This window comes from Roseomonas gilardii (assembly GCF_001941945.1).
Taxonomy (GTDB): domain Bacteria; phylum Pseudomonadota; class Alphaproteobacteria; order Acetobacterales; family Acetobacteraceae; genus Roseomonas.
The window spans coordinates 3,929,661-3,952,502 of record NZ_CP015583.1 but is presented as its reverse complement, the minus strand read 5'-3'; the positions used below and the strand labels follow the sequence as shown (position 1 = coordinate 3,952,502).

Below are 22,842 nucleotides of genomic sequence, written 5' to 3'. Positions count from 1 at the left end.
CGGAGCCTTGTCCCCCGGGGACGGTGCAACGTCAGGCCGGCACGATCGGTGCCTTGTCCCGGCGCAGCGCGTTGATCACCTGCTGGTCCAGGCGCAGGTGCGACTGCAGCAGTTGCTGCGGCGTCAGCGCCATCCATTGGTTCAGCGACAGGTCGGCGTAATAGTCGCTGCGGAACATCTCCAGGAAGCGCAGGGTGGTGCTGCCGGTGTTCTCGACGTAATGCCCCGTGGCGAAGGGCACGTAGCCGACATCGCCCGCCACGTAGTCGAAGGTGCGCGCCTGGCCGGAGGCGGCGAAGACGCCCATGCGCGCCTGCCCTTCGATGTAGTACTGCCACTCGTTGGTGTTCGGGTGCCAGTGCAGCTCGCGCAGCCCGCCCGGCTCGACCTCCACCAGCGCGGCGGCGATGGTCTTCGAGGCCTTGAAGACGGAGGAATCCGTGATGCGCACCGTGCCGCTCTTCGTGCGGATCGGGTCCTGCGCCAGCATGCGGTGGCTGAAGCCCTCGGCCGAGGGCACCTGCGTCACGCCGGACAGGCGGTCCTGCGCCAGCGGCCCGGGTTTGTCCGCCTTGAAGATGTAGAGCTCGTCCGGGCTCGGCGTATGGCCGAAGAGATTGGCGGGCACGCCGAAATTCTTGCCCAGCACCTCGGTCGGCACACGGCGGAACCAGTCGCTGATCAGGAAGGTGCTGTCCTCGTCGAAATGCCCGTCATCGAAGACGAGGAGGAACTCGCAGCCATCGTCGCCCAGGCCCTGGATCGAATGCGGGATGCCGCCGGGGAAGTACCAGAGGTCGCCGACGCCCACATCGTCCACGAACTGCCGGCCCTGCGTGTCGATCGCGGTGATGCGGGCGCTGCCATAGAGCATGTAGGCCCACTCGGCTTCCTTGTGCCAGTGCAGCTCGCGCACGCCGCCGGCATTGAGGCGCATGTTCACCCCGGCGATGTCCTGCGACACGCCGAGCTCGCGCACCGTGACCTGTCGCGTCCAGCCGCCGCTTTCCTGCCGCACATGCGCGTCGGCATAGGAGAAGCGCAGGTTCGGCAACGTCCCATGATCCGTGGAGGGCGGGTTCAGCATGTCCGGGTTCTGCCGCGTGCGCGACATGTCGCGCGGGCCGGGATCGGTGCCGCCGGTGCCCGGAGCGCGGCTGGGCTGCGGGGTCTGGGTGGTCTGCTGGGCAGCCTGCTGGGCGCTGGCCGCGGCGGGGACCAGGGCCGCGGCGGCGGCGGTTCCGGCGATGATGTTCCGGCGGGACACCGAATTCATGGATTATACTCCGTGTGACCAATTGTTCATGTCGATCACAAGTATTCGAGTGTCCCGGCTTCGCCCGATCACTTGCCGGGAACTTATGAGGCGATCCCTCGGGTGCCTCCAAGTGCGCCTCCGTTCAACCTCTCGCGACGGTGGCTGTGCGCGCGGCCGGGTATCAGATCTCGGTGCGGACCTGCCAGAGCTCCGGGAAGAAGGAGCGTTCCAGCGCGGTGCGCAGGAAGGCGACGCCGGCGGAGCCGCCGGTGCCCTGGCGGAAGCCGATGATGCGCTCCACCGTCTTCATGTGGCGGAAGCGCCATTGCTGGAAGGAATCCTCCACATCCACCAGCTCCTCGGCGAGCTGGTAGAGGTCGAAATGCGTCTCCGCCTCGCGGTAGATCCGCAGCCAGGCCGCCTGCAGTTCCGGATTGTGGCGGTGCGGCTGCGTCAGGTCGCGTTCCAGCAACTCCCGGGGCAGGTCGAAGCCGCGACGGGCCAGCAGGCGGATGGCTTCGTCGTAAAGGCTCGGTGCCCGCAGCGCCGCGTCCAGCGCCGCATGGGCCGCCGCATCGTGCCGGTGCGGCAGCATCATCTTCGCGTCCTTGGCGCCCAGCAGGAATTCCAGCATCCGGTACTGGAAGGACTGGAAGCCCGAGGACTTCCCCAACACACCACGGAAGCTGAGATAGTCCGCCGGCGTCATGGTGGAGAGCACGTCCCAGGCGCCGATCATCTGCGTCTGGATGCGCGAGACCCGCGCCAGCGCCTTGAAGGCCGGGTCCAGCGCGTCGCGGCGGATGGAATCCAGCGCCAGGCGCATCTCGTGCGTGATCAGCTTCAGCCAGACTTCCTGCACGTGATGGATGGTGATGAACAGCATCTCGTCGTGATGCGCGCTCAGCGGCTGCTGCGCCGAGAGCAGGAGGTCGAGCCGCAGATACTCCCCGTAGCCCATGCTCCGCGCGAAATCGGTGTGGATGCCCTCGGTGACACGGCTGGGAAGGACTTCGGCATCGGTGTCGGCCGAAGGGCTTGTCGGGGCGCTGTTTGTCGGGGCGCTCATCGGGGCGGGGCTCCGGATCGGGGCTGGAAAAGGGCGCCGGTTTGCGGCCGGCCGCGTCAGCCGCCAGGATAGCACCGTTCCATCCGATGCGCCGGACCCGATGACCCTTTCCCGGACAAGCTCGCTCTTCCTTTCCTCCGCCCGCAGCCGGGCGGAGCTGGACCGCGACTACAGCCCCAGCCTCTTCGTGGAATCCCTGCCGGCGGTGATCGAGGACTGGGCGCGGCGCACCGCCCTGGCCAAGGCCCACCATGCCGGGCGCCTGCGTGCCGACCTGGCCTATGGCCCGCACCCGCGCGAGAGGATCGACTATTTCCGCGCCGCCGAGCCGTCCGGCGCGCTGCTGGTCTATCTGCATGGCGGCTTCTGGCAGCATGTCTCGAAGGAGGAATCCGGCTTCCTCGCCCCCGGCTGGCTGGAGGCGGGCGTCGATGTGGCCGTGATGGACTATGCCCTGGCGCCGGAGGTCACGTTGCCCGCCATCGTGGCGCAGGCGCGGCGCGGCCTGTCCTGGCTGCTGACCCAGGCCGGCACCCTGGGCTTCGATCCGGAACGGGTGGTGGTGGCGGGGCATTCGGCCGGCGCGCATCTCGCCGCCATGACCCGGCTCGGCACGGCGGTGCCCCTGCGCGGCCTGGCGCTGCTGTCGGGCGTCTTCGAGCTGGAGCCGGTCCGGCGCAGCTATGTCAACGAGGCCGTGGGCATGGACGAGGCGGCGGTGGCGGCGCTCAGCCCGGCCCGCCAGGACCCCGCCCGCCCGCTGCCCCTGCTGGTCGCGGTGGGCGAGCGCGAGTCCGTCGCCTTCCAGGAGCAGAGCCGACTGCTGGCCTGGAACTGGCGCGAGGCCGGCTGCCCGGTGGAGTGGCGGCTCCTGCCGCATCACACGCATTTCAGCCTGCTGGACGATGCGGGCGATCCGTCCTCGCCCCTGGGCCGGGGCATCGCGGAACTGCTGGGCCTGGAGGAGAACCGATGAGACAGGAGATCGACGCGGGCCTGCCGGAGCCCCGGCAGCCCTTCGCCTGGGCGATCCGCAGCGGCGGGCTGCTCTTCACCACCCATGGCCCCGTTCAGCCGGATGGCACGATCCTCCAGTCGGGAATCCGGGAGCAGGCCCGCCTCGCCCTGGAGAACCTGCGCCGGACGCTGGAACGGGCGGGGGGCGGCCTGGATGGCGTGGTGCAGGCCACCATCTACCTGCTCGACGCGGCCGACATGGCCCCGGTGGACGAGGTGTATCGCGAATTCTTCCACCCGCCCTATCCCAACCGGGCCAGTGTCGTGGTGGCCGGGCTGGTCGCGCCGGGCATGCGCTTCGAGATCCAGGCGATCGCCGCCCTTCCGGGCTGATGGGACCCGCTCCCCCGCCACGGCATGGCCCGGCGCAGGGCAGGGCGCGTCGCCGGGGCCCCGATTGCGGCGCGGCCCCGCACGCGCTAGGCGATGGGGCATGGAGGCCGCCACACCCGCTGCTCCGGTCGCCGGCCGGTCACCCACCGGAACATCCGTGGGCGCGAAGCCCGCTCCCGCCCCGGCACCATCCGGTGTGACGCCCGGGGACGATGCCCCGGCTTCCCCGTCCGCCGGCCCGGGCGGCCGCAGGCAGCCGCCGCATTACCGTCCCGCCCTGCCGGGCCGGGCCTTTTCCGACGTCATGGGGCCCAGGCCCCTGGGCGGGCGCCTGCGTGCGGTGCGGCGCCTGTCCTGCCTGCTGCTCTGGATGCTCTGCTGCATGCCGGTGCAGGCGGTGCTGCTGGCCCTGCCGGGGCGTGGCAAGATCCGCTTCGCCCGCCTCTTCTGGCGCAATGCCTGCCGGCTCTTCGGGCTGGAGGTGCGGGTGCTCGGCGTGGCACCGGCCGGCCCGCGGGCGCTCTACCTTTCCAACCACAGCTCCTGGCTGGACATCCTGGTGCTCGGCGGCACGCTGGAGGCCTGCTTCGTCGCCAAGGCCGAGGTCAAGGGCTGGCCGGTGATCGGCACGGTGGCGAAGCTGGGGCGCACGATCTTCGTCAGCCGCACCCGCGCCCGGACGGGGGAGGAGGCGACCGTGATGCGGGAGCACCTGGCCCAGGGCGAGAACCTGCTCCTCTTCCCGGAGGGCACCAGCAACGACGGCAACCGGGTGCTGCCCTTCCGCTCCTCCTTCCTCGGCATCGCCGATGCCGCCGAATGGGTGCAGCCGGTCTCGGTGGTCTATGACCGCCTGGGCCATATGCCGCTAGTGCGCATCGACCGCCCCGTCTTTGCCTGGTACGGCGACATGGGCATCGCTGGCCATGCCTGGATGCTGGCACGCCTGCCCGGTGCGCGCGTCACGGTGCTGCTGCATCCGCCCGTCCATCCCTCCGACTTCCCGAACCGCAAGCAGCTTTCCGCCAGGGCCGAGCGGATGGTGGCGGAGGGCGCGGCCGCGCTGCGGCAGAACCGGCCGCCGGAACCCCCCTCCGCCACTCCGGGCGCATCGGCTGGGCACTGAAGGCATCGTCAGGGACACCGGCGCCCCGCCCGGCCTCCCCAACCGGGCTTCCGGGGTCGGAAGGTGGTGACATTTTGGAGACCGTCCGCGCCGTCCGGGCTACTCCGACACCGCCCGCCGGTGCGCACCGCGCGGCGGAACTCACTGAATTCATGCGGCTTGCCTCCCGCGCCGCCTCCCCCGCCCGCCGCGCCGGATCTCCGCGACGCCGGCGCCGGGGCACCGGAGCCCTTGACCATGCACCGCAGCATCCACGACGCTGTGCCGCATGACACGGCAGCCCACCCCCGGAGTCGCTTGACCCCTGCATCCAGGGGCCGCACATCCCCGCCGCGACCCGGCCCTTCCACCGCCGGGCGGAAGGATGGTTTGTGCGCATGACCGAGGCGATGGCGATGTCCGGAACCGAAGCCGCCCTGACGCAGGCAGGGCAGGCTCCCGCTGCTCCCCGCAAGAAGCTGCTGATCCGCACCTGGGGCTGCCAGATGAACGTCTATGACAGCGCCCGCATGGCGGATGTCCTGGCGCCGCTCGGCTATGCCCCGACCGAGGTGGTGGAGGAGGCCGACATGGTCGTCCTCAACACCTGCCATATCCGCGAGCGTGCCTCGGAGAAGGTCTTCTCCGACCTCGGCCGCCTGCGCGACACCAAGCGGGAGCGCGCGGCCGGCGGCAAGGAAACGATCATCGCCGTCGCCGGCTGCGTCGCCCAGGCCGAGGGCGCCGAGATCACCGCCCGTGCCCCCTGGGTGGACATCGTGCTGGGGCCGCAGACCTATCACCGCCTGCCGGAAATGGTGGCCCGCGCCAGCCGCGCCGCCGGCCAGGTGATCGAGACCGACTTCCCGGCCGAGGACAAGTTCGATCACCTGCCCGAGGCCGCCATGCCGCAGGGCCCCATCGCCTTCCTCACGGTGCAGGAGGGCTGCGACAAGTTCTGCTCCTTCTGCGTCGTGCCCTATACCCGCGGCGCCGAGTTCTCCCGCCCCGCCGGCGCCATCCTGGCCGAGGCGCGGCGCCTCGTGGCTCAGGGGTCGCGCGAGATCGCGCTGCTCGGGCAGAACGTGAACGCCTATCACGGCGAGGGGCCGGACGGGCGGACATGGACGCTGGGCCGGCTGATCCGCGCGCTGGCGGAGATCCCCGGCCTCGCCCGCCTGCGCTACGCCACCAGCCACCCGCGCGACATGGACGACGACCTGATCGCCGCCCATGGCGAGGTGCCGGCGCTGATGCCCTTCCTGCACCTGCCGGTGCAGTCGGGCTCCGACCGTATCCTGCGCGCCATGAACCGGGGCCATGACGCCGCCCTGTTCCGCGGCATCGTGGAGAAGCTGCGCCGGGCGCGGCCGGACATCGCCCTGTCCTCCGACTTCATCGTGGGCCATCCGGGCGAGACGGAGCGGGACTTCGCCGACACCATGGCGCTGGTGCGCGAGACCGGCTTCGCGCTCGCCTATTCCTTCAAGTACTCGGCCCGCCCCGGCACCCCGGCAGCCAACATGCACGGCCAGGTGCCCGAGGCGGAGAAGGATGCCCGCCTCCAGGCGCTCCAGGCCCTGCTGCGCGCGCAGCAGCAGGATTTCAACGCCGGCTGCGTCGGGCGGGAGGTCGAGGTGCTGGTCACCGGCCCCGGCCGCCATCCCGGACAGCTCGCGGCCCGCTCCCCCTGGCTGCAGCCGGTTCATTTTTCCGCCCCCGCAGGGCTGATAGGCGGGACGGTGAGGGTGCGCCTGGACACGGCACACCCCAATTCTCTGTCAGCCACCCTTCTGGACCAAGTTCACCCGGCATCGGAGCACGCCACCGCTTGACCAGCCCCGCCATCGCCCTCCGGGCGGATCCCCAGGCCCTCGCCCGTCCCCTCCTGGCTGATGCCGGGCCGGGGACGCGGTCGGTCTCCCTGACCTTCGACGACAACACCCTGTTGCCGCTGCTGCTCGGCCACCACGACCGCCATATCGCGCGGATCGAGCAGAAGCTGGGCGTGCGCATCGCCGCGCGCGGCAACCGGGTGACGGTCACCGGCGGCGGGGTCGAGACCGAGGCCGCCGAAACCGTGCTGCGTGGCCTCTGGGCCCGATTGCGGCGTGGAGAGGGTGTGGGGATGTCGGAGGTCGAGGCAGCGCTGCGCTTCGCGGTGAAGGGCGCGGAACAGGCCGAGGACCCGCGCCTGCCGCTCTCCGACCTGCCGGCGATCCGCACGCGCAAGGGCGCCATCGCGCCGCGCTCCCCGGCCCAGGCGGGCTACATGGACATGCTGTCGCGGCAGGAGATGGTCTTCGGCATCGGCCCGGCCGGCACCGGCAAGACCTATCTCGCCGTCGCCCAGGGCGTCGCCCTGCTGATGGCGGGGCGGGTGGACCGCATCGTGCTCAGCCGCCCGGCGGTCGAGGCGGGCGAGCGGCTGGGCTTCCTGCCCGGCGACATGAAGGAGAAGGTGGACCCCTATCTCCGCCCGCTCTATGACGCGCTGCACGACATGATGCCGGCCGAGCAGGTGACGCGCCGGATCGCCACGGGCGAGATCGAGGTGGCGCCGCTGGCCTTCATGCGCGGGCGCACGCTGGCGCATTCCTTCGCCATCCTGGACGAGGCGCAGAACACCACGCCCGCGCAGATGAAGATGTTCCTCACCCGCATGGGCGAGGGCACGCGGATGGTGATCACCGGCGACCCCACCCAGGTGGACCTGCCGCCGGGCCAGAGTTCGGGGCTGGTGCAGGCGCTGGGTGTGCTGGAGGGCGTCGAGGGGATCGGCGTCACGCGTTTCGCGGAGGGCGATGTCGTGCGCCATCCGCTGGTGGGCCGGATCGTTGCGGCTTACGCACGATTCGATGCTAAGGACGACAGGGCCGGAGCCATGAGGGCAAGCCGGCGCGGAAAGGACAGGGATGGACCCGTCGAGTAGTAGCCCGGGCGTCGCCCGGGAATCGTTTCTGGCTGATGGGCATGGCTCCGCGGAGGAGCCATGCATCGATGTCGTCGTGGAGGACCCGCGCTGGCATGCGGCGGTGCCGCGCGTCGCGCGGCTGGCCCAGGAGGCCGCCGAGGCCGCCCTGGCCGAGGCCGGCGGCGCCGGCGGCCCGGTCGGCGGCATGGTCACGGTGCTGCTGACCGACGACCGCGCCGTGAAGCGCCTCAACGGCCTGCATCGCGGCAAGAACAAGCCGACCAACGTCCTGTCCTTCCCGGCGGAGATGCCGGGCCTGCTGGGCGACATCGCCGTGGCGCTGGGCGTCGTGCGGCGGGAGGCCCGCGCGGCCGGACGGCCGCTGCACGCGCATCTGGCGCATCTGGTGGCGCATGGCGCGCTGCACCTAGCGGGCTACGACCACCTCCATGCCGGCGAGGCCCGGCGGATGGAGCGGGCGGAGGCGCGCATCATGCGCCGCCTCGCCTTGCCCAATCCCTGGCGGGGGGTGGCCTGAGATGAGCGAGCACACGCCGGCCCCCGGCAACGGCCAGAACGGCCAGGGTGAACGTGGCGGTGAACGCGGCCTGCTCTGGTGGCTGGGGGCGCTGACCCGCAAGAAGGAGGCGGAAAGCGTCCGCGAGCGCTTCGAGGCGCTGGTGGATGGCAGCGGCGAGGACGGCGAGCCGGGCGAGGTCCCCGAGCTCGATGCCGCCGAACGCCTGCTGCTGGGCAATGTCCTGAAGCTGCGGGGCAAGACGGCGCTGGACGTGATGGTGCCGCGCGCCGACATCGTCGCCATGCCCGAGAACCTGACGCTGCAGCAGGCCATCGAGCTGATCCAGCGCGAGGGGCACAGCCGCCTGCCGGTCTATCGCGAGAACCTCGACGACATCGTGGGCATGGTCCACATCAAGGATGTCTTCGCCGCGGTGGGGCACGAGGCGGCCTTCGACCTCAAGGCCATCCTGCGCAAGCCGCTCTTCGTGGCGCCGCAGATTCCCGTGCTGGACCTGCTGCTGCAGATGCGCATGGCGCGCATCCACCTCGCCCTGGTGGTGGACGAGTATGGCGGCATCGACGGCCTCGTGACGATCGAGGACCTGGTCGAGACCATCGTCGGCGACATCTCCGACGAGCATGACGAGGAGGAGCTGCCGCAGATCGTGGAGCGCCCCGACGGCACGCTCGACGTCGACGCCCGCATGCCGGTGGAGGATTTCGAGGCCCGCATGGGCCCGATCCTGACGCCGGAGGAGCAGCACCAGGACATCGACACGGTGGGCGGGCTGGTCTTCACCCTGGCCGGCCGGGTGCCGAAGAAGGGCGAGCTGGTCTCGCATCCCGGCTCGGGCCTGGAGTTCCGCGTGCTGGAATCCGATCCGCGCCGCATCCGCCGCCTGCGGGTGCGCCGCCCCCTGATCGACAATCCGGCCGACACGCAGCAGGCCGCAGAGTAGAGACGGAGCGGGGAGGGGGGCGCCAGCCGCCTTTCCCTCCCCCGATCGTCACCAACCGTGGCTTGCCGGGGGGGAAACCCCTGGCTACCAGCCCGGCGTGCTCACGAACCTGCCCCGATTCGCCGCGCGGCTCCATGGCTGGCGCCTGCTCGCGGTTTCCGCCCTGCTGGGCGCCCTGACGGCCCTGGCCCTGCCGCCGCTGCATCTCGTGCCGGTGCTGTGGCTGACCCTGCCGGGCCTCCTCCTGCTGCTCGACGCGGCGCCCGGCCGCCGGCGTGCCCTGATGGTCGGCTGGGCCTGGGGCTGGGGCTTCCAGCTCGCCGGCCTCTACTGGATCACCGAGGCGATCCTGGTGGAGGCGGACCGCCTGTGGTGGGCGGTGCCGCTGGCCGTGCCGGCCCTGGCCCTGCCGATGGGGGCCTTCACCATCCTGCCGGCCCTGGCGGCCTGGGCCTCACCGCCCGGCTGGCGCCGCATCCTGGCCTTCGCCGGGGCCTGGACCGGGGCGGAGATGCTGAAGGGCTGGGCCTTCACCGGTTTCCCGTGGAACCTGCTCGGCTCGGTCTGGGCCTTCGACGCCCTGCCGGTGCAGGGGGCGGCCTGGATCGGCGCCTATGGACTCTCGCTGGCCACGGTGCTGCTGGCCTGCGCCCCGCTGCTCGGCCGTCGCGGCATGGCCGGGGCGCTGGCCGGGCTGGCCTGCTTCGGCCTGCTTGGCGCCTGGCGCCTGCGACAGGACGCGCCGCCGGACCAGCCGGTGACGCTGGTGCTCGTGCAGGGCAACATCGCGCAGCAGCTCAAATGGGACCCGGCCTCGCGCTGGGCGATCTTCCGCCGCTATCTCGACTTGACGAAACAGGGGACGGCCCGCGCCCTGGAAACCGTGCCGCCCGGCAACCGCGTCGTGGCGGTCTGGCCGGAAACCGCGAGCCCCTTCCTGCTGGCACAGGACCCGGATGCCCGGCGCTACGTGGCGGATACCCTGCCGCCAGGCGGGATCCTGCTGGGCGGGACGGACCGGGCGGAATTCGGCCCCGACCGCAGCCTCCTGGCCGTCTACAACAGCCTCGTCGGGATGGATTCCGACGGAAACCTGCTGGGCGGCTACGACAAGAGCCATCTGGTGCCCTTCGGCGAGTACATGCCGCTGTCCGGCCTGCTGCCGCTGCGCGTCATCCGGGGCGGGATGGACTTCTCCGCCGGCACGGGGCCGGTGACGCTGCGTCTGGGCGGGCTGCCCGGCTTCTCGCCCCTGATCTGCTACGAGGTGATCTTCCCGGGGGCCGTGGTACTGCCCCGGGACCGGCCCGACTGGATGCTGAACATCACCAACGACGCCTGGTTCGGACAGTCGGCCGGCCCCTACCAGCATCTGGCGGCGGCGCGCCTGCGGGCGGTGGAGGAGGGACTGCCCCTGGCCCGCGCGGCGCAGACGGGCATCTCGGCCGTTTTCGATTCGCAGGGGCGGGAACGAGCCCATCTGGGCCTGGGCCTGATGGGGACTGTAACCACTGCCCTTCCCGGTCGTTTGCCCCCGACATTGTTCTCGAAAACGGGATTGTGGGGACCGGGCCTCCTCGCGCTCCTCTGTTTCCTGGCGGGTTTTCGGCGGCGGGGGCCGAAGATTCCGCTGGTCAAGCCGAGAGAGGTGATCTAAAAAAAGAGAAATCTCAAAAGAGTTGACAAATTCTTTCTGCAATCGCAGGTTATAGAGAGAACAGAGGGGGCAGCCGCTCCATGGTGCAGTCGATAGCCTTCGCCCGAGACGCCCAGGAAACGCGCCGTCGTACGGATGTTGTGCCTGGCAAGAGCCGGCCGAACGGGAAATTGGAGAACGGTCAGATGTCGAGGGACGAGCCGGCGGAGCGTACTGAGCGAGAGCATCGCCCCAGCCCCATCGATGTCCATGTGGGGGGGCGTGTCCGCTTGCGGCGCACCCTGCTGGGCATGAGCCAGGAGAAGCTGGGCGAGGCGCTGGGCCTCACCTTTCAGCAGGTCCAGAAATACGAACGTGGCGTGAACCGGATCGGCGCATCCCGCCTGTTCGACATCGCGCGCGTGCTGGACGTGCCGATCGGCTTCTTCTTCGACGACATGCCCGATGCCCTGGGCGGCGGCAACCGCACGCGGCTGGCCGGCTTCGCCGAGGGGCAGGAAGGCTTCGAGGACGACACGCTGAACCGGCGTGAGACGCTGGAACTGGTGCGCGCCTATTACCGCATCACGGAACCGGCCGTGCGCAAGCGGGTCTTCGACCTGATCAAGAGCCTCGCCCCGGTCGACTGAGGCGACCCCCGGCGGGGGTTGCCAGCATCGCCTGAACGCCATGCCCGTCCCTGCGCTCAGGCCATGCGGATCTCAGTTCCGGAACCGGGAATCCAGGAGTTGGGGGTTGTCGAAGCGGGGCTCCCGGTAGCGGCACAAGGCCGCCTCCAGGGCCCGCGCCAGATCCCGCTTGTCATCGCCTGAAAGACAGCGGCCGATCTCGATCCCCCGGCCGCGGGACAGAAGCCGGAGACGCCCGGCCGAGCCTGGGTGGCTGAGCAGTTCCACCCGGGTCCAGTAGGGCTGGAGCAGGAACTCCTCCCGTCTTCCCCAGGCGTCGGTGCGCCGGACCCGCAGCCGGTCCGCCGTCAGGGACAGGATCTCCGACACCCGGCCGGAACGCCGGTGGTGCAGCGCCATGAGCGCCAGCACCAGCGGGATCTCGATCCCCATGAAGCCCAGGATGGGCCAGGCGCCCAGCAGGAAGAACACCACGCAGAGCGCCGCCGCCGCCGAGCCCAGGAGCAGCGCCAGCACCAGGAAGCCCCGCGGCGTCCAGGAGCGGGGCGGCACGCTGACGGCCTCGAAGAGCACGGGCTCCTCCAGGCGCGGGGCCTCCCCGATGGGCGCTTCCACTGTCATGGTGGGGAAAGATAGGCTAGCGAAGTCGCCGTGCCAGCCGAATCCTCCGAAAAGCCGCCTGCCGCCCGGCCCCGGCCTGCCCGCCGCCGCGCCACCGCCCTGCATGGCACGGCGGGGGAGCCGCGCCGGGCCCGGAGGATGCCGCCCGCCCAGGCCATCCGCTTCCTGGAAGCCCTGCGCGACGCCAATCCGGACGCCCGGACCGAGCTTCATTACGGCAACCCCTTCACCCTGCTGGTGGCCGTGGTCCTTTCCGCCCAGACCACCGATGCGGCGGTGAACCGGGCGACCGACCCGGAGCGCGGCGGCCTTTTCGCCGTGGCGGACAATCCCGCCGCCATGGTGGCCCTCGGTGTGGAGGGCGTGGGCCGGCACATCCGCAGCATCGGCCTCTGGCAGGGCAAGGCCCGCAACGTGGTCGCCCTGTCGCAGATGCTGCTCGACCGGCATGGCGGGGAGGTGCCCGACGGCCGCGAGGCGCTGGAGGCGCTGCCCGGCGTCGGCCGCAAGACCGCCTCCGTGGTGCTGAGCGTCGCCTTCCACCAGCCCGCCATGGCGGTGGACACGCATATCTTCCGCCTGGGCAACCGCACCGGCCTCGCCCCCGGCAAGGATGTGCGGGAGGTGGAGGAGGCGCTGCTGAAGCGCTGCCCCCCGGAATGGCTGCGCGATGCGCATCATTGGCTGATCCTGCACGGGCGCTATGTCTGCAAGGCCCGGCTGCCGGAATGCTGGCGCTGCGTGGCCCGCGAATTCTGCAACTACCGCGACAAGGTTCTCGTGCCGCCGCAGCGATCCAGGACGGCCTGACCGCCGCTGCTTCCCCCAAGCGGATGAACCCAGGGGATGACCCAGGGATGACCCCAGGGGATGAGACCAAGGGCGGAACGGCCGGGAAAGGCGTTGCCCGATGCGGGGGAACGGTTCAGCCGGAATGGCTGCCCGGACCGTCCCTGCCATCCGGCCGCGCCCCGGGCGGGTCCGCCCTATCCTCCCCGGCGGCGTCTTCCGCCGGCCAGTCTTTCCCTGGCGACAGGTCTTCCTCCGGCGGCAGGGCCTGCCCGGGCGGGTCCGGCTGCCAAGGCTCCTCCGCGTCTTGCCCTGGGGGCCAGGGCGTCGCCGCCTGGGGTGCGATCGGCTGCGGCGGAGCGGGCGCGGTTCCGCCTGCCTGGAGCAGCGCCAGCAGCCCTTCCAGAACCTGTTCCGGAGCCGGCGGGCAGCCGGGGATCAGCAGGTCCACCGGCAGCACCGCCCCGACCCCGCCCTCCACCGCCGGGGAAGTGTGGAAGCAGCCGCCATCCACCGCGCAGTCGCCCACGGCCACCACCCAGGCAGAGCGCGCCATGCAGGCATGGGCACGGCGCAGCGCCTCGGCCATGTTGCGCGTCACCGGGCCGCTCACCAGCAGCAGGTCGGCCTGCCGTGGCGAATCCACGAAGCGCAGGCCGAAGCGCTCCAGCTCGTAGGGCGGGGCGTCGAGGGCGGCGATCTCCGCCTCGCAGCCACCGCAGGAACCGGCATCGATCTCCCGGATCGCCAGGCTGCGGCCCAACCGGGCATGGGCACCGGCGGTCATCTGCGCCGCCAAGGCGGCGACCAGATCGGCCGGAGGCCTGGGCGGCGCCTCGGCCGGCGGGGCATGGAGCAGGTTGCGGATCAGCCGCGACCAGGGCAGGCGGGCGCTCACCGGGCGCCTCCTTCCGGCCATGCGGCACGGGCCGCTCCAGGGCGCGGGCTCACAGGTCCACCCCGCTGCAGGTCAGGCCGAAGGAATGCTCGCAAAGGGCGAGATCGGCCAGTTCGCTCCCCTCCATCACCGCCTCCAGCAAGGGCCAGTGCAGCCAGGCCGGATCGCGGGCGAAGCAGGCCCGCACCAGCCCCTCGCCGTCCAGGGACAGCCAGTGCAGCACCTCGCCCCGCGCCCCTTCGACCACGCCCACCCCTTCCCCGGCGCGCGCCGGCAGGGGGATGGCGATCTCCCCGTCCGGCAGGGCATCGAGCAACAGGGGCAGGAGCTGCAGGCTTTCCCGCGCCTCGGCCAGCCGCAGCGCCAGCCGGGCGGCCGCGTCGCCGCCCCGGGACAGCGGAATCCCCAGCCGGTCATAGGGCGCATGGGGCAGGTCCCGCCGCGCATCGAAATCCCGCCCCGAGGCCCTGCCGACCACGCCCCCCGCCGCGAAACGCTCCGCCAGGGGAAGCGGCAGGCGCCCAGCCCCGGCCAGGCGCTCGGCCGCCGGGGCGGGCTGAGGCGGCAGCGCCGCCAGCCCCGCCGCCGCCACCTCCAGCGCCGCGCGCAGCGCCGCCTCCCCCTCCGGCGCCAGGTCCACCGCCAGCCCGCCCGGCACCACCACATCCATGGCCAGCCGGTGCCCGAAAGCGGCGCCGAGCGCCCGCCGCAGGATCTCCCGCAGGCGCGCGGCCGCCGCGGCGCATTCGCCCGCCCCCGCCGCGCGGCAGGCGGCGGCCCAGGCGTCCAGGTGGTTCGCCACGCGCTCCAGCTCCGCCAGCACGCCGCGCAGCACCGTGGCGCGGGGTGGAACGGCGCGACCGGCCGCCGCCTCCGCCGCCATGGCGAAGGCCCAGCCATGGGCCACCGCATCCACCCCCGACAGGCGCGCGGCGAAACGGGCGGCGCCGCGCGGCGACTTGCCGCGGATCAGCCCCAGCGTGCCCTTGTGGGCATAGCCCAGCCGCGCTTCCAGCCGCGTCACGCGCTCGCCCATCAGGTCCAGGCGCAGATGCGCGGGCTCGGCGATGCCGGCACGCACGGGGCCGAGGGCGAGCTGGTGCAGCCCCTCGCCCTCCGGCGGCGGGCGGAATTCCGGCTGCGGTGGCGGGGCCGACCGGCGCACCGGCACGGCGGAAAGGGGACGGTCGAACAGCCAGCGGCCGTGATCCAGCCAGGGGCGCGGATCGACCACCCCCGGGGAAGGAACGGGGGCGACCCGGACGGAAAGGCCGCCGCCCCTGCCCGGGATGGCAGGGGCCGCCCCGTCTTCACCCTGTGCCGTGGCCCCCCAGAGGTCGCGCGCCGCGCGCTCGAACAGTGCGGCGCCCGGCCGCGCGGGAGACAACGCCGCGAAGCGCCCCTCGCGCAGCGGCGCCGAGGCCAACAGCAGCCGCGCCGGCGTGCCGCCCTCCGGGGCGCGCTTCAGGAAGGCGGCATGGACCAGCCCAGGCTCCGCCCAGAGGCTCAGCAGGTCCAGCGCCGGCTCCTGCCGCAGCGCTTCCGGCAGGGCATCCCAGTCCGTGCTGCGGAGCAGGTAGCGCTCATGCGGGTGGCAGCTCTGCGGGCTGCCGGAACGGATCAGGCGGGAAGCGGCTTCGGTCATGCACCCCAGGAGGTTCCGGGACGGGTCGGGACGGATGCACCAAGCGGCAGGCGCGCCCGTCTGGCAAGGTGGCCGCACGGGCCTGCCGTGCCGCCCTGCGGAAGAAGTGACCGTCCTCCGCGGGGCGGCAGGGACTTTTCCGGTGCGCGGCCGCCCCGCCAACCCCACGCGCGATACCGGGCTGCCTTCCCATGCGCCACGGGCGCCTTGCCAAACCGGCGGGGCGGGTTTCCCCTGCGGCGTCGTGCCTTTCCCGCCCGCCCCCATCACGACCGGGGCCGGGTGGCGGAGGCCAGAGAACCCGCTCGAGGGCGGAAGGGGTGAGCATGGAATACCGCAGCATCGAGGCCGCCGCCGAGGCCCTGGCAGACTGGCGCACCAGCAGCCTGGAACTGGTGGAGGCCGCGCTGGCGCGGATCGCCGAGCCGGAGGGCGAAGGGGCGCGGGCCTTCGTGGCGGTGCAGGCGGAACAGGCCCGTGCCGCCGCCGGGGCCATGGACGCGCTGCGCCGGGCCGGGCGGGCGCCGTCGCGCTGGGCAGGCATCCCGATCAGCATCAAGGATCTCTACGACCAGGCGGGCGTCACCTCCACCGCCGGCTCCACGGCGCTGCGCGACGCCCCGCCCGCCACCCGCACCGCCGCTTCCGTGGCGCGGCTGGAACGGGCCGGCTTCGTGGTGCTGGGCCGCACCAACATGGTGGAATTCGCCTTCTCCGGCCTCGGCGTGAACCCGCATCACGGCACCCCCCGCTCGCCCTGGGACCGCGCCACCGGGCGCCTGCCGGGCGGCTCCTCCTCCGGCGCCGCCGTGGCGGTGGCGGATGGCATGGGCCTCGCCGGGCTGGGCTCCGACACAGGCGGCTCCTGCCGCGTGCCGGCGGCGCTGTGCGGCATCGTCGGCTGGAAGCCCACCGCCAGCCGCGTGCCGCTCACGGGCACCGTGCCGCTCAGCCATTCGCTGGACAGCCTCGGTCCCCTCGCCAACACCGCCGCCTGTTGCGCCGTGCTCGACGCGATCATGGCGGGGGAGGAGGAGGGTGTGGCCCCGGCCCCCGCCGCGCTGTCCGGTGCCCGCCTCGCCGTGCCGCGCGGCACCTTCCTCTTCGACGGCATCGAGACCGCCGTGGCCGAAGCCTTCGATGCGGCGTTGCGCAGGCTGGAGAAGGCCGGGGCGCGAATCGAGGAGATCGATTTTCCCGAACTCCGCGACATCCCTCCCGCCAATGCCAAGGGCGGCTTCGCGGCGGCGGAATCCTGGGCATGGCACGCGCCGCTGATCGCGCGCGCCCGCGATGCCTACGACCCGCGCGTGCTGGCGCGTATCGAGAAGGGCGCAGCGATGACGGCGGCGGACTATCTCGACCTTCAGGTGGCGCGGGCGCGCATCATCGCCGCCGCGAATGCCCGCACCGAGGGCTTCGATGCCTTCCTCTGCCCGACCTGCGTCGTCACCCCGCCCGCGATTGCCGCGGTGGAAACGACGGAGGAATACAACCGCCTGAACCTCCTGCTGCTGCGGAACACGGCGGTGGGCAACTTCCTCGACCGCTGCTCCATCAGCCTGCCCTGCCAGGCCCCCGGCACCGCCCCGGTCGGGCTGATGCTGACAGGGGCGCGGGGGGCGGACCGGGCGCTGCTGGCGCTGGCCCAGGGCGCCGAGGCCGCGCTGCGGGCATGACCCCGGCGCCGCGCTTCGGGCGGCTGGCGGAAGGGACGCGGCCAGCGGCAGGCGAGGAGGCCTTCACCGGCCTCGCCCACCTGCCCGGCGCCCGGATCGAGCGCATCGCCTCGCGCGGTCCCCTCGGGCCGGCGAGCCTGGGCTGGTACGAGCAGGACTGGCCGGAATTCGTGCTGCTAGTGTCCGGCGCGGCAGTGCTGGATTTCGGCGGTGGCCAGGAACGCCGCCTCGCACCCGGGGACTGGGTGCTGTTGCCGGCGGGGTGCCGCCACCGCGTCGCCTGGGTCGCGCCGGATGAGGACACGCTCTGGCTCGCCGTGCATGGCGGGCCGGAGCCAGGGCAGGCGGACGAGCCCGGGCGCTGAGCACCGCTGCCGGACCGTTCCTCTCCTCTTCGTGGCTGCCCGCCGTGGGAGAGGCGCCGCCTCTCCCACACCCTCTCCGCCGGGGACCGAAGCCGGTCCCCGGACCCCGGGCTTTCGCTGGCTCCCGTGGCGGCCGTCAGCCTGACGTTCGATCCCCGAGAGCAGGTGGATCAGCGGGGCTCCGAGGAACAAAATCACCCTGTCCGCGCTGGCGGCACCGGCAGTCGCCGGAGAGCGATGCTCTCCGGCGCGATCCAGCGTCAGCAGGAACCAACGAATGGGGTCCAGGGCGCGCAGCGTCCTGGCGGATAGGGGGGCCGGGGGATAAGGCGGAGCCTTTCCCCCGGGACAGCGAAACGCCGGACGCGCGAACCAGTCCTCCGGACTACGGCGCCTGCCGCTCGATGCCGGCCGGCTCAGCCGGGCTTCCATCCGGATCGGTTCCGGGCGGGGCGGTGTCCCGCAACACGTCCGCGAGTTCCGAGAAGACCGGCCCGCGGGGGTCGGTGCCGCGCCACACCAGCCCGATGGTGCGGCCGACCCGGGGTTCCCGCATGGGGCGGTAGCCGATGAGCCCGTCCAGCGCGGTGCCTTCGCGCCGCGACAGCAGGGGCAGGAGGGAATAGCCCTCGCCCGCCGCGATCATGTGGCGCAGCATTTCCAGCGAACTGGCGAAGCGCGCCTCGCGCATTCCGGCGGGGACATGGCACAGGGAGAGCGCCTGTTCCCGCAGGCAGTGCCCTTCCTCCAGCAGCAGCAGCCCCTGGCCGTCCAGCTCCCCGATGCCGATCCGCTCCTGGTCCAGCAGCGGATGCCCCTGCGGGCAGGCGAGCTGAAAGGGCTCGAAGAAGAGCGGCGCTTCGGTGAGGCCCGCCGCGCCGGAGGGCAGGGCGACCAGCGCCAGGTCGAGCGTGCCGCGCTGCAGCGCTTCCAGCAGCTCGCCGGTCCGCCCTTCCTGGAGGCGCAGGCTCAGGCCGGGATAGCGCGCCCGCATGTCCGGCAGCAGCCAGGGCACGTAATAGGGGCCGAGCGTCGCGATCACCCCCAGGCGCAGCGGCCCGGTCAGGGGCTCGGCCTCTCCCTTGGCCATTTCCAGCAGCCCGCGCGCCTCGCGGATCACCACCTCCGCCTGGCGCAGCAGCCTCTCCCCCTGATGGGTGAGCTCGATCCGGCGGCTGGACCTCTCGAACAGCGTGACGCCAAGCAGCCCTTCCAGCTTGCGGATCTGCTCGCTGAGGGCCGGCTGGCTGACGCCGCAGCGTTCCGCCGCCCGGCCGAAATGGCGCAGCTCCGCGACCGTGACGGCATATTCGAGATCGCGCAGGGAAAGGCCGGACAAGGTGTTCGGGGTCATGGGTCCATCCTGTTCCCTTCTTAGGTAACACCTATCGAAAGGATAGGAACGTTCAATTTCGCCGATGGGAAGCGGTGGCTCATATTTGTCCCCAGAGCTTCCGAGATTGAAATGAGGAGGGCTTTCATGACCCAGGACCCGCAGAACGGCGCCACCCGTCCGGTGCTGACCAGCACCGCCGGCGCCCCGGTGCCCGACAACCAGAACAGCCTGACCGCCGGCCCGCGCGGCCCGATCCTGCTGGAGAACTACCAGCTCATCGAGAAGCTGGCGCACCAGAACCGGGAGCGCATCCCGGAGCGCGTGGTGCATGCCAAGGGCTCGGGCGCCTATGGCACGCTGACCGTCACCCATGACATCAGCCGCTACACCAAGGCGAAGATCTTCTCCCAGGTGGGCAAGAAGACCGAGGTGCTGCTGCGCTTCTCCACCGTGGCGGGCGAGCGCGGCGCGGCGGATGCCGAGCGCGACGTGCGCGGCTTCGCGCTGAAGTTCTACACCGAGGAGGGCAACTGGGACCTTGTCGGCAACAACACGCCGGTCTTCTTCATCCGCGATCCGATGAAGTTCCCGGACTTCATCCGCACGCAGAAGCGCCATCCGCGCACCAACATGCGCTCGGCGACGGCGATGTGGGACTTCTGGTCGCTCTCGCCGGAAAGCCTGCACCAGGTGACGATCCTGTTCTCGGATCGCGGCCTGCCGCAGGGCTACCGCTTCATGAACGGCTACGGCTCGCACACCTATTCCTTCTGGAACGATGCCGGCGAGCGGTACTGGGTGAAGTTCCACTTCAAGTCCATGCAGGGCATCCGGACCTGGACGAACGAGGAAGCCAACACCGTCATCGCGGAGGACCGCGAGAGCGCGCAGCGCGACCTGTACGATGCGATCGAGCAGGGCGACTTCCCGCGCTGGCGCGTCTGCGTACAGATCATGCCGGAGGCGGATGCGGAGAAGACCTCCTACAACCCCTTCGACCTGACCAAGGTCTGGCCGCATGGCGAGTACCCGCTGATCGATGTGGGTGTGCTGGAGCTGAACCGGAACCCCGAGCATTACTTCGCGGAGATCGAGCAGGCTTCCTTCTCGCCCTCGAACATCGTGCCGGGCATCGGCTTCTCCCCGGACAAGGTGCTGCAGGGCCGGATCTTCGCCTATGCCGACGCGCACCGCTACCGCGTCGGCACGCATTACGAGGCCCTGCCGGTGAACCGTCCGCGCAGCCAGGTGAACACCTATCACGCCGACGGGCCGATGCGCTTCGACGCGCCGCGCGGCACGGACCACTACTACGAGCCCAATTCCTTCAACGGCCCGGTGGAACAGCCCTCGGCCAAGGAGCCGCCCCTGCGCATCAACGGGAATGCCGACTACTACAACCATCGCGACGGCAACGACGACTACACCCAGCCGGGCAACCTGTTCCGCCTTCTGGGTGCCGAGCAGCAGGAGCGGCTGTTCCGGAACATCGCCGGCGCGATGCAGGGCGTGCCGCGGGAGATCGTCGCCCGCCAGCTCGAGCATTTCCGCAAGGCGGACCCGGCCTATGCCGCCGGCGTGGAGCGCGCGCTGAACCGGGTCCATACCAGCCCGGCCTCGGCGCCCACCACCGCCGCCGATGTGGGCGCGCAGCAGGCCGCCGAGTGATCCCGGCCTGAGAGACCGCCGCGGCCCGCCCCTTCGGGCCGCGGCGCACTCCGGCGGCGGGCCGACCCATGCCATGCCGCTGCGGACCTCCGGCGAACCCCTCTTCCCAGCCGGAGGTCCGCTCTTTTCCCCGAATCGTCTTCCTGCGAACGGAACCCTCCGGATGTCCGCCGCCCTGCTCGCCCCCGCCACCCCGAACCGCATCGCCACTCAGCCGGCGGCGCCCGTTCCGCCATCCCCTGGCTCGCCATCCCCCGGCCTCACCACGCAGTCCCGTCCGCCGGCGCTTCGGGCAGGCACGCGCGGCTCCCCGCTCGCGCTGGCGCAGACGCGGGAGGTGCTGGCGCTGCTGGGCGGCGAGGGGATGCCCGGCGGGCGTCCCGCGCGGCCGCGCGTGATCGGTACCAGCGGGGACCAGGTCCAGGACCGGCGCCTCGCCGAGGTCGGCGGCAAGGGGCTCTTCGCCAAGGAGATCCACGAGGCGCTGCTGGACGGCCGGGTCGATTTCGCCGTGCACAGCCTCAAGGACCTGGAAACCGAGCTGCCGCCCGGCCTCGTCATCGCCGGCATGCTGCCGCGCGAGGATGTGCGCGACGCCCTGGTCCTGGGCCCTGCCGTGCCGCCGGTTTTCCGCCGGGGCGCCCTGCCGGAACTGCCGCAGGGCGCACGGATCGGCACCGCCTCGGTGCGGCGCGAGGCGCAGCTTCGCCACCTGCGGCCCGACCTGCGCTTCGGCCTGCTGCGCGGCAATGTCGGCACGCGGCTGCGGGCGCTGGAGGGCGGCGATTTCGCGGCCACCCTGCTGGCCATGGCCGGGCTGCGCCGCCTGGGCCTGGAACATGCGGCCGTGATGGCGCTGGACCCGGAGGAGGAGTTGGTGCCGGCGGCCGGACAGGGCATCATCGCCGTCACTGCCCGGGAGGAAGATGTGGAGACGCGGCGCCTCTTCGCGATGATCGACCATCGCCCCACCCGCATCGCCGCCACGGCGGAGCGGGCGCTGCTGGCGGCGCTCGGCGGCTCCTGCCGCACGCCGGTCGGCGCCCATGCGCGGCTCCTGCCTGGCGGGCGGCTGCGCCTGACCGGCCTTCTGGCGCGGGAGGACGGCTCCTTCCTGCTGAAGCGCAGCCTGGAGGGCGCGCCCGGCGATGCGGCGCGGCTGGGCCGGGAGCTGGGCGAGTGGCTGCGGGCCGGGAGCCCGGCGGATATCCTGGCATGACCCATGTGGCCCCGATCTCCCTGGCCTCCGCCGGGGATGCGCCGGTGAGCGGCGGTCCGGAGCCCGCGAAGGGCCGGGTCGGCGTGCTGCTGGTCAATCTCGGCACGCCGGACGGCACGGGCTATTGGCCGATGCGCCGCTACCTGTCGCAGTTCCTCAGCGACCGGCGGGTGATCGAGGTGAATCCGCTGCTCTGGCAGCCGCTGCTGCAGGGCGTGATCCTGGCCGCGCGTCCCCGCCGTTCCGGTGCGAACTACCGCCGCATCTGGCGCGCGGCGGAGGATGAATCCCCCCTGCGGACCTTCACCCGCGCCCAGGCGGAGATGCTGCGCGAGCATCTGGCCTCCCCGGGCGGCATGGGGCACGGCATGGGGGAGGTCGCGGTGGACTGGGCCATGCGCTATGGCCGCCCGAGCGTGGACGAGCGGATGCGGGCGCTGATGGCGGAGGGCTGCGACCGCGTGCTGGTCCTGCCGCTCTATCCGCAATACAGCGCCACCACCACGGCGACGGTGGCGGACGACGCCTTCCGCGCGCTGATGCGGATGCGGCGCCAGCCGGCGCTGCGGATCGCACCCTCCTTCCCGGACCATCCCGCCTATATCCGTGCCCTGGCCGATTCGGTGCGCCAGGCGCTGGCCGGGCTGGAGCGGCCACCGCAGATGCTGCTCGCCTCCTTCCACGGCCTGCCGCGCGCCTATGTCGAGAAGGGCGATCCCTATCTGGCCGAATGCGAGCGGACCATGCTGGCCCTGCGCCGGGAGCTCGGCCTGTCCGAGGCGGAATTCCCCCTTGTCTTCCAGTCCCGCTTCGGCCGGGAGCCCTGGCTGGAGCCCTATACCGACGATGTCCTGTCGGGGCTGCCCGGGCGCGGCATCCGGCGCGTCGCGATGATCACGCCGGGCTTCCTGTCCGATTGCGTCGAGACGCTGGACGAGATCGGCCGGGAATCGCGGCATGTCTTCATGGAGGCCGGGGGCGAGGACTACACGGTGATCCCCTGCCTGAACGCTTCCCCCGGTGCCGTGGCGTTGCTGGAAGCGCTGCTGCGGGAGGAACTGGCCGGCTGGTTGCCGGGGCCGTCCGCGCCCGGCGCGTGAGGGGCCGGGACCTGCCTCCAAGGAAGAGGCGGAGCCCGTGACGGGCGACGAACCAGAAA

At 71.9% G+C, this 22,842-nt stretch carries 21 protein-coding genes; 15 read left to right on the top strand and 6 right to left on the bottom strand.

Annotated elements, in window-relative coordinates; all coding sequences use genetic code 11:
* Positions 1–31 precede the first annotated feature (31 nt).
* On the bottom strand, positions 32–1,276 hold the full coding sequence (locus RGI145_RS17875; RefSeq protein ID WP_075799434.1) for a cupin domain-containing protein: 1,245 nt from the start codon (positions 1,274–1,276) through the stop codon (positions 32–34).
* Positions 1,277–1,439: 163 nt separating this feature from the next.
* A complete protein-coding gene (gene kynA, locus RGI145_RS17870) occupies positions 1,440–2,327 on the bottom strand; it encodes a tryptophan 2,3-dioxygenase (protein ID WP_075799433.1) in 888 nt (295 codons plus the stop codon).
* A 100-nt stretch (positions 2,328–2,427) separates the two neighbouring features.
* Here kynA and RGI145_RS17865 point away from each other — a divergent pair, with 100 nt between their 5' ends.
* The 9 genes from RGI145_RS17865 to RGI145_RS17825 all read left to right on the top strand — a co-directional run bounded on the left by RGI145_RS17865 (position 2,428) and on the right by RGI145_RS17825 (position 11,463).
* On the top strand, positions 2,428–3,303 hold the full coding sequence (locus RGI145_RS17865; RefSeq protein WP_075799432.1) for an alpha/beta hydrolase: 876 nt from the start codon (positions 2,428–2,430) through the stop codon (positions 3,301–3,303).
* Complete coding sequence (locus tag RGI145_RS17860) at positions 3,300–3,677, top strand: RidA family protein (protein ID WP_075799431.1); 378 nt, start codon at positions 3,300–3,302, stop codon at positions 3,675–3,677. The genes RGI145_RS17865 and RGI145_RS17860 overlap by 4 nt, the downstream gene beginning before the upstream one ends.
* A gap of 304 nt (positions 3,678–3,981) precedes the next feature.
* On the top strand, positions 3,982–4,803 hold the full coding sequence (locus tag RGI145_RS17855) for a lysophospholipid acyltransferase family protein (RefSeq protein WP_237183125.1): 822 nt from the start codon (positions 3,982–3,984) through the stop codon (positions 4,801–4,803).
* 389 nt (positions 4,804–5,192) lie between these two features.
* The gene (miaB, locus tag RGI145_RS17850) at positions 5,193–6,617 is read left to right on the top strand and encodes a tRNA (N6-isopentenyl adenosine(37)-C2)-methylthiotransferase MiaB (protein WP_083671173.1); all 1,425 of its coding nucleotides are present in this window, start codon (positions 5,193–5,195) and stop codon (positions 6,615–6,617) included.
* Positions 6,614–7,714, top strand: a complete 1,101-nt coding sequence (locus RGI145_RS17845) for a PhoH family protein (protein WP_208863894.1) — start codon at positions 6,614–6,616, stop codon at positions 7,712–7,714. The genes miaB and RGI145_RS17845 overlap by 4 nt, the downstream gene beginning before the upstream one ends.
* A complete protein-coding gene (gene ybeY, locus RGI145_RS17840) occupies positions 7,698–8,234 on the top strand; it encodes an rRNA maturation RNase YbeY (protein ID WP_237183124.1) in 537 nt (178 codons plus the stop codon). Before RGI145_RS17845 ends, ybeY begins: the two co-directional genes overlap by 17 nt.
* A gap of 1 nt (position 8,235) precedes the next feature.
* Positions 8,236–9,177: a hemolysin family protein gene (locus tag RGI145_RS17835; RefSeq protein ID WP_075799429.1), complete on the top strand. Its 942-nt coding sequence runs from the start codon at positions 8,236–8,238 to the stop codon at positions 9,175–9,177.
* 97 nt (positions 9,178–9,274) lie between these two features.
* The gene (gene lnt, locus RGI145_RS17830; RefSeq protein ID WP_075799428.1) at positions 9,275–10,834 is read left to right on the top strand and encodes an apolipoprotein N-acyltransferase; all 1,560 of its coding nucleotides are present in this window, start codon (positions 9,275–9,277) and stop codon (positions 10,832–10,834) included.
* 185 nt (positions 10,835–11,019) lie between these two features.
* A complete protein-coding gene (locus tag RGI145_RS17825; protein WP_075799427.1) occupies positions 11,020–11,463 on the top strand; it encodes a helix-turn-helix domain-containing protein in 444 nt (147 codons plus the stop codon).
* A gap of 72 nt (positions 11,464–11,535) precedes the next feature.
* Here RGI145_RS17825 and RGI145_RS17820 read toward each other — a convergent pair whose 3' ends face one another.
* Complete coding sequence (locus tag RGI145_RS17820; protein WP_075799426.1) at positions 11,536–12,084, bottom strand: DUF2244 domain-containing protein; 549 nt, start codon at positions 12,082–12,084, stop codon at positions 11,536–11,538.
* Positions 12,085–12,222: 138 nt separating this feature from the next.
* Here RGI145_RS17820 and nth point away from each other — a divergent pair, with 138 nt between their 5' ends.
* Entirely contained in the window at positions 12,223–12,894 is a 672-nt protein-coding gene (gene nth, locus RGI145_RS17815) for an endonuclease III (protein WP_156878593.1), read from the top strand.
* Between the two features lie 115 nt (positions 12,895–13,009).
* Here nth and RGI145_RS26165 read toward each other — a convergent pair whose 3' ends face one another.
* Both RGI145_RS26165 and RGI145_RS17805 read right to left on the bottom strand, forming a co-directional pair.
* Complete coding sequence (locus RGI145_RS26165; RefSeq protein WP_335740085.1) at positions 13,010–13,771, bottom strand: NADH-quinone oxidoreductase subunit B family protein; 762 nt, start codon at positions 13,769–13,771, stop codon at positions 13,010–13,012.
* Between the two features lie 49 nt (positions 13,772–13,820).
* Entirely contained in the window at positions 13,821–15,416 is a 1,596-nt protein-coding gene (locus RGI145_RS17805) for an NADH-quinone oxidoreductase subunit D-related protein (protein WP_075799425.1), read from the bottom strand.
* A gap of 326 nt (positions 15,417–15,742) precedes the next feature.
* Here RGI145_RS17805 and RGI145_RS17800 point away from each other — a divergent pair, with 326 nt between their 5' ends.
* Together RGI145_RS17800 and RGI145_RS17795 are read left to right on the top strand one after the other, a co-directional pair.
* Positions 15,743–17,095 carry an amidase gene (locus RGI145_RS17800; protein WP_075799424.1) on the top strand — a complete coding sequence of 451 codons (1,353 nt, stop codon included), beginning with the start codon at positions 15,743–15,745 and terminating at the stop codon, positions 17,093–17,095.
* Positions 17,092–17,460 carry a cupin domain-containing protein gene (locus RGI145_RS17795; RefSeq protein WP_075799423.1) on the top strand — a complete coding sequence of 123 codons (369 nt, stop codon included), beginning with the start codon at positions 17,092–17,094 and terminating at the stop codon, positions 17,458–17,460. Before RGI145_RS17800 ends, RGI145_RS17795 begins: the two co-directional genes overlap by 4 nt.
* Positions 17,461–17,845: 385 nt before the next feature.
* Here the strand turns inward: RGI145_RS17795 and RGI145_RS17790 are convergent, their stop codons facing one another.
* Positions 17,846–18,814 (bottom strand): LysR substrate-binding domain-containing protein, encoded by a 969-nt coding sequence (locus RGI145_RS17790; RefSeq protein ID WP_075799422.1) that lies wholly within the window; start codon positions 18,812–18,814, stop codon positions 17,846–17,848.
* A gap of 126 nt (positions 18,815–18,940) precedes the next feature.
* On the opposite strand from RGI145_RS17790, the gene RGI145_RS17785 reads away from it, so the two are divergent.
* The 3 genes from RGI145_RS17785 (at position 18,941) to hemH (ending at position 22,783) form a co-directional block, all read left to right on the top strand.
* Positions 18,941–20,464: a catalase gene (locus tag RGI145_RS17785; RefSeq protein WP_075799421.1), complete on the top strand. Its 1,524-nt coding sequence runs from the start codon at positions 18,941–18,943 to the stop codon at positions 20,462–20,464.
* 163 nt (positions 20,465–20,627) lie between these two features.
* On the top strand, positions 20,628–21,683 hold the full coding sequence (gene hemC / locus RGI145_RS17780; RefSeq protein ID WP_075799420.1) for a hydroxymethylbilane synthase: 1,056 nt from the start codon (positions 20,628–20,630) through the stop codon (positions 21,681–21,683).
* Complete coding sequence (hemH, locus tag RGI145_RS17775; RefSeq protein WP_237183123.1) at positions 21,680–22,783, top strand: ferrochelatase; 1,104 nt, start codon at positions 21,680–21,682, stop codon at positions 22,781–22,783. The genes hemC and hemH overlap by 4 nt, the downstream gene beginning before the upstream one ends.
* Positions 22,784–22,842 lie beyond the last annotated feature (59 nt).

Excerpts from the sequence above, each read along its gene's own strand:
- RGI145_RS17875 (WP_075799434.1), bottom strand. The coding sequence starts at position 1,276 with ATGAATTCGGTGTCCCGCCGGAACATCATCGCCGGAACCGCCGCCGCC.
- kynA (WP_075799433.1), bottom strand. The coding sequence starts at position 2,327 with ATGAGCGCCCCGACAAACAGCGCCCCGACAAGCCCTTCGGCCGACACC.
- RGI145_RS17865 (WP_075799432.1), top strand. The coding sequence starts at position 2,428 with ATGACCCTTTCCCGGACAAGCTCGCTCTTCCTTTCCTCCGCCCGCAGC.
- RGI145_RS17860 (WP_075799431.1), top strand. The coding sequence starts at position 3,300 with ATGAGACAGGAGATCGACGCGGGCCTGCCGGAGCCCCGGCAGCCCTTC.
- RGI145_RS17855 (WP_237183125.1), top strand. The coding sequence starts at position 3,982 with ATGGGGCCCAGGCCCCTGGGCGGGCGCCTGCGTGCGGTGCGGCGCCTG.
- miaB (WP_083671173.1), top strand. The coding sequence starts at position 5,193 with ATGGCGATGTCCGGAACCGAAGCCGCCCTGACGCAGGCAGGGCAGGCT.
- ybeY (WP_237183124.1), top strand. The coding sequence starts at position 7,698 with ATGGACCCGTCGAGTAGTAGCCCGGGCGTCGCCCGGGAATCGTTTCTG.
- RGI145_RS17835 (WP_075799429.1), top strand. The coding sequence starts at position 8,236 with ATGAGCGAGCACACGCCGGCCCCCGGCAACGGCCAGAACGGCCAGGGT.
- RGI145_RS17825 (WP_075799427.1), top strand. The coding sequence starts at position 11,020 with ATGTCGAGGGACGAGCCGGCGGAGCGTACTGAGCGAGAGCATCGCCCC.
- RGI145_RS17820 (WP_075799426.1), bottom strand. The coding sequence starts at position 12,084 with ATGACAGTGGAAGCGCCCATCGGGGAGGCCCCGCGCCTGGAGGAGCCC.
- nth (WP_156878593.1), top strand. The coding sequence starts at position 12,223 with ATGCCGCCCGCCCAGGCCATCCGCTTCCTGGAAGCCCTGCGCGACGCC.
- RGI145_RS17805 (WP_075799425.1), bottom strand. The coding sequence starts at position 15,416 with ATGACCGAAGCCGCTTCCCGCCTGATCCGTTCCGGCAGCCCGCAGAGC.
- RGI145_RS17800 (WP_075799424.1), top strand. The coding sequence starts at position 15,743 with ATGGAATACCGCAGCATCGAGGCCGCCGCCGAGGCCCTGGCAGACTGG.
- RGI145_RS17795 (WP_075799423.1), top strand. The coding sequence starts at position 17,092 with ATGACCCCGGCGCCGCGCTTCGGGCGGCTGGCGGAAGGGACGCGGCCA.
- RGI145_RS17790 (WP_075799422.1), bottom strand. The coding sequence starts at position 18,814 with ATGACCCCGAACACCTTGTCCGGCCTTTCCCTGCGCGATCTCGAATAT.
- RGI145_RS17785 (WP_075799421.1), top strand. The coding sequence starts at position 18,941 with ATGACCCAGGACCCGCAGAACGGCGCCACCCGTCCGGTGCTGACCAGC.
- hemC (WP_075799420.1), top strand. The coding sequence starts at position 20,628 with ATGTCCGCCGCCCTGCTCGCCCCCGCCACCCCGAACCGCATCGCCACT.
- hemH (WP_237183123.1), top strand. The coding sequence starts at position 21,680 with ATGACCCATGTGGCCCCGATCTCCCTGGCCTCCGCCGGGGATGCGCCG.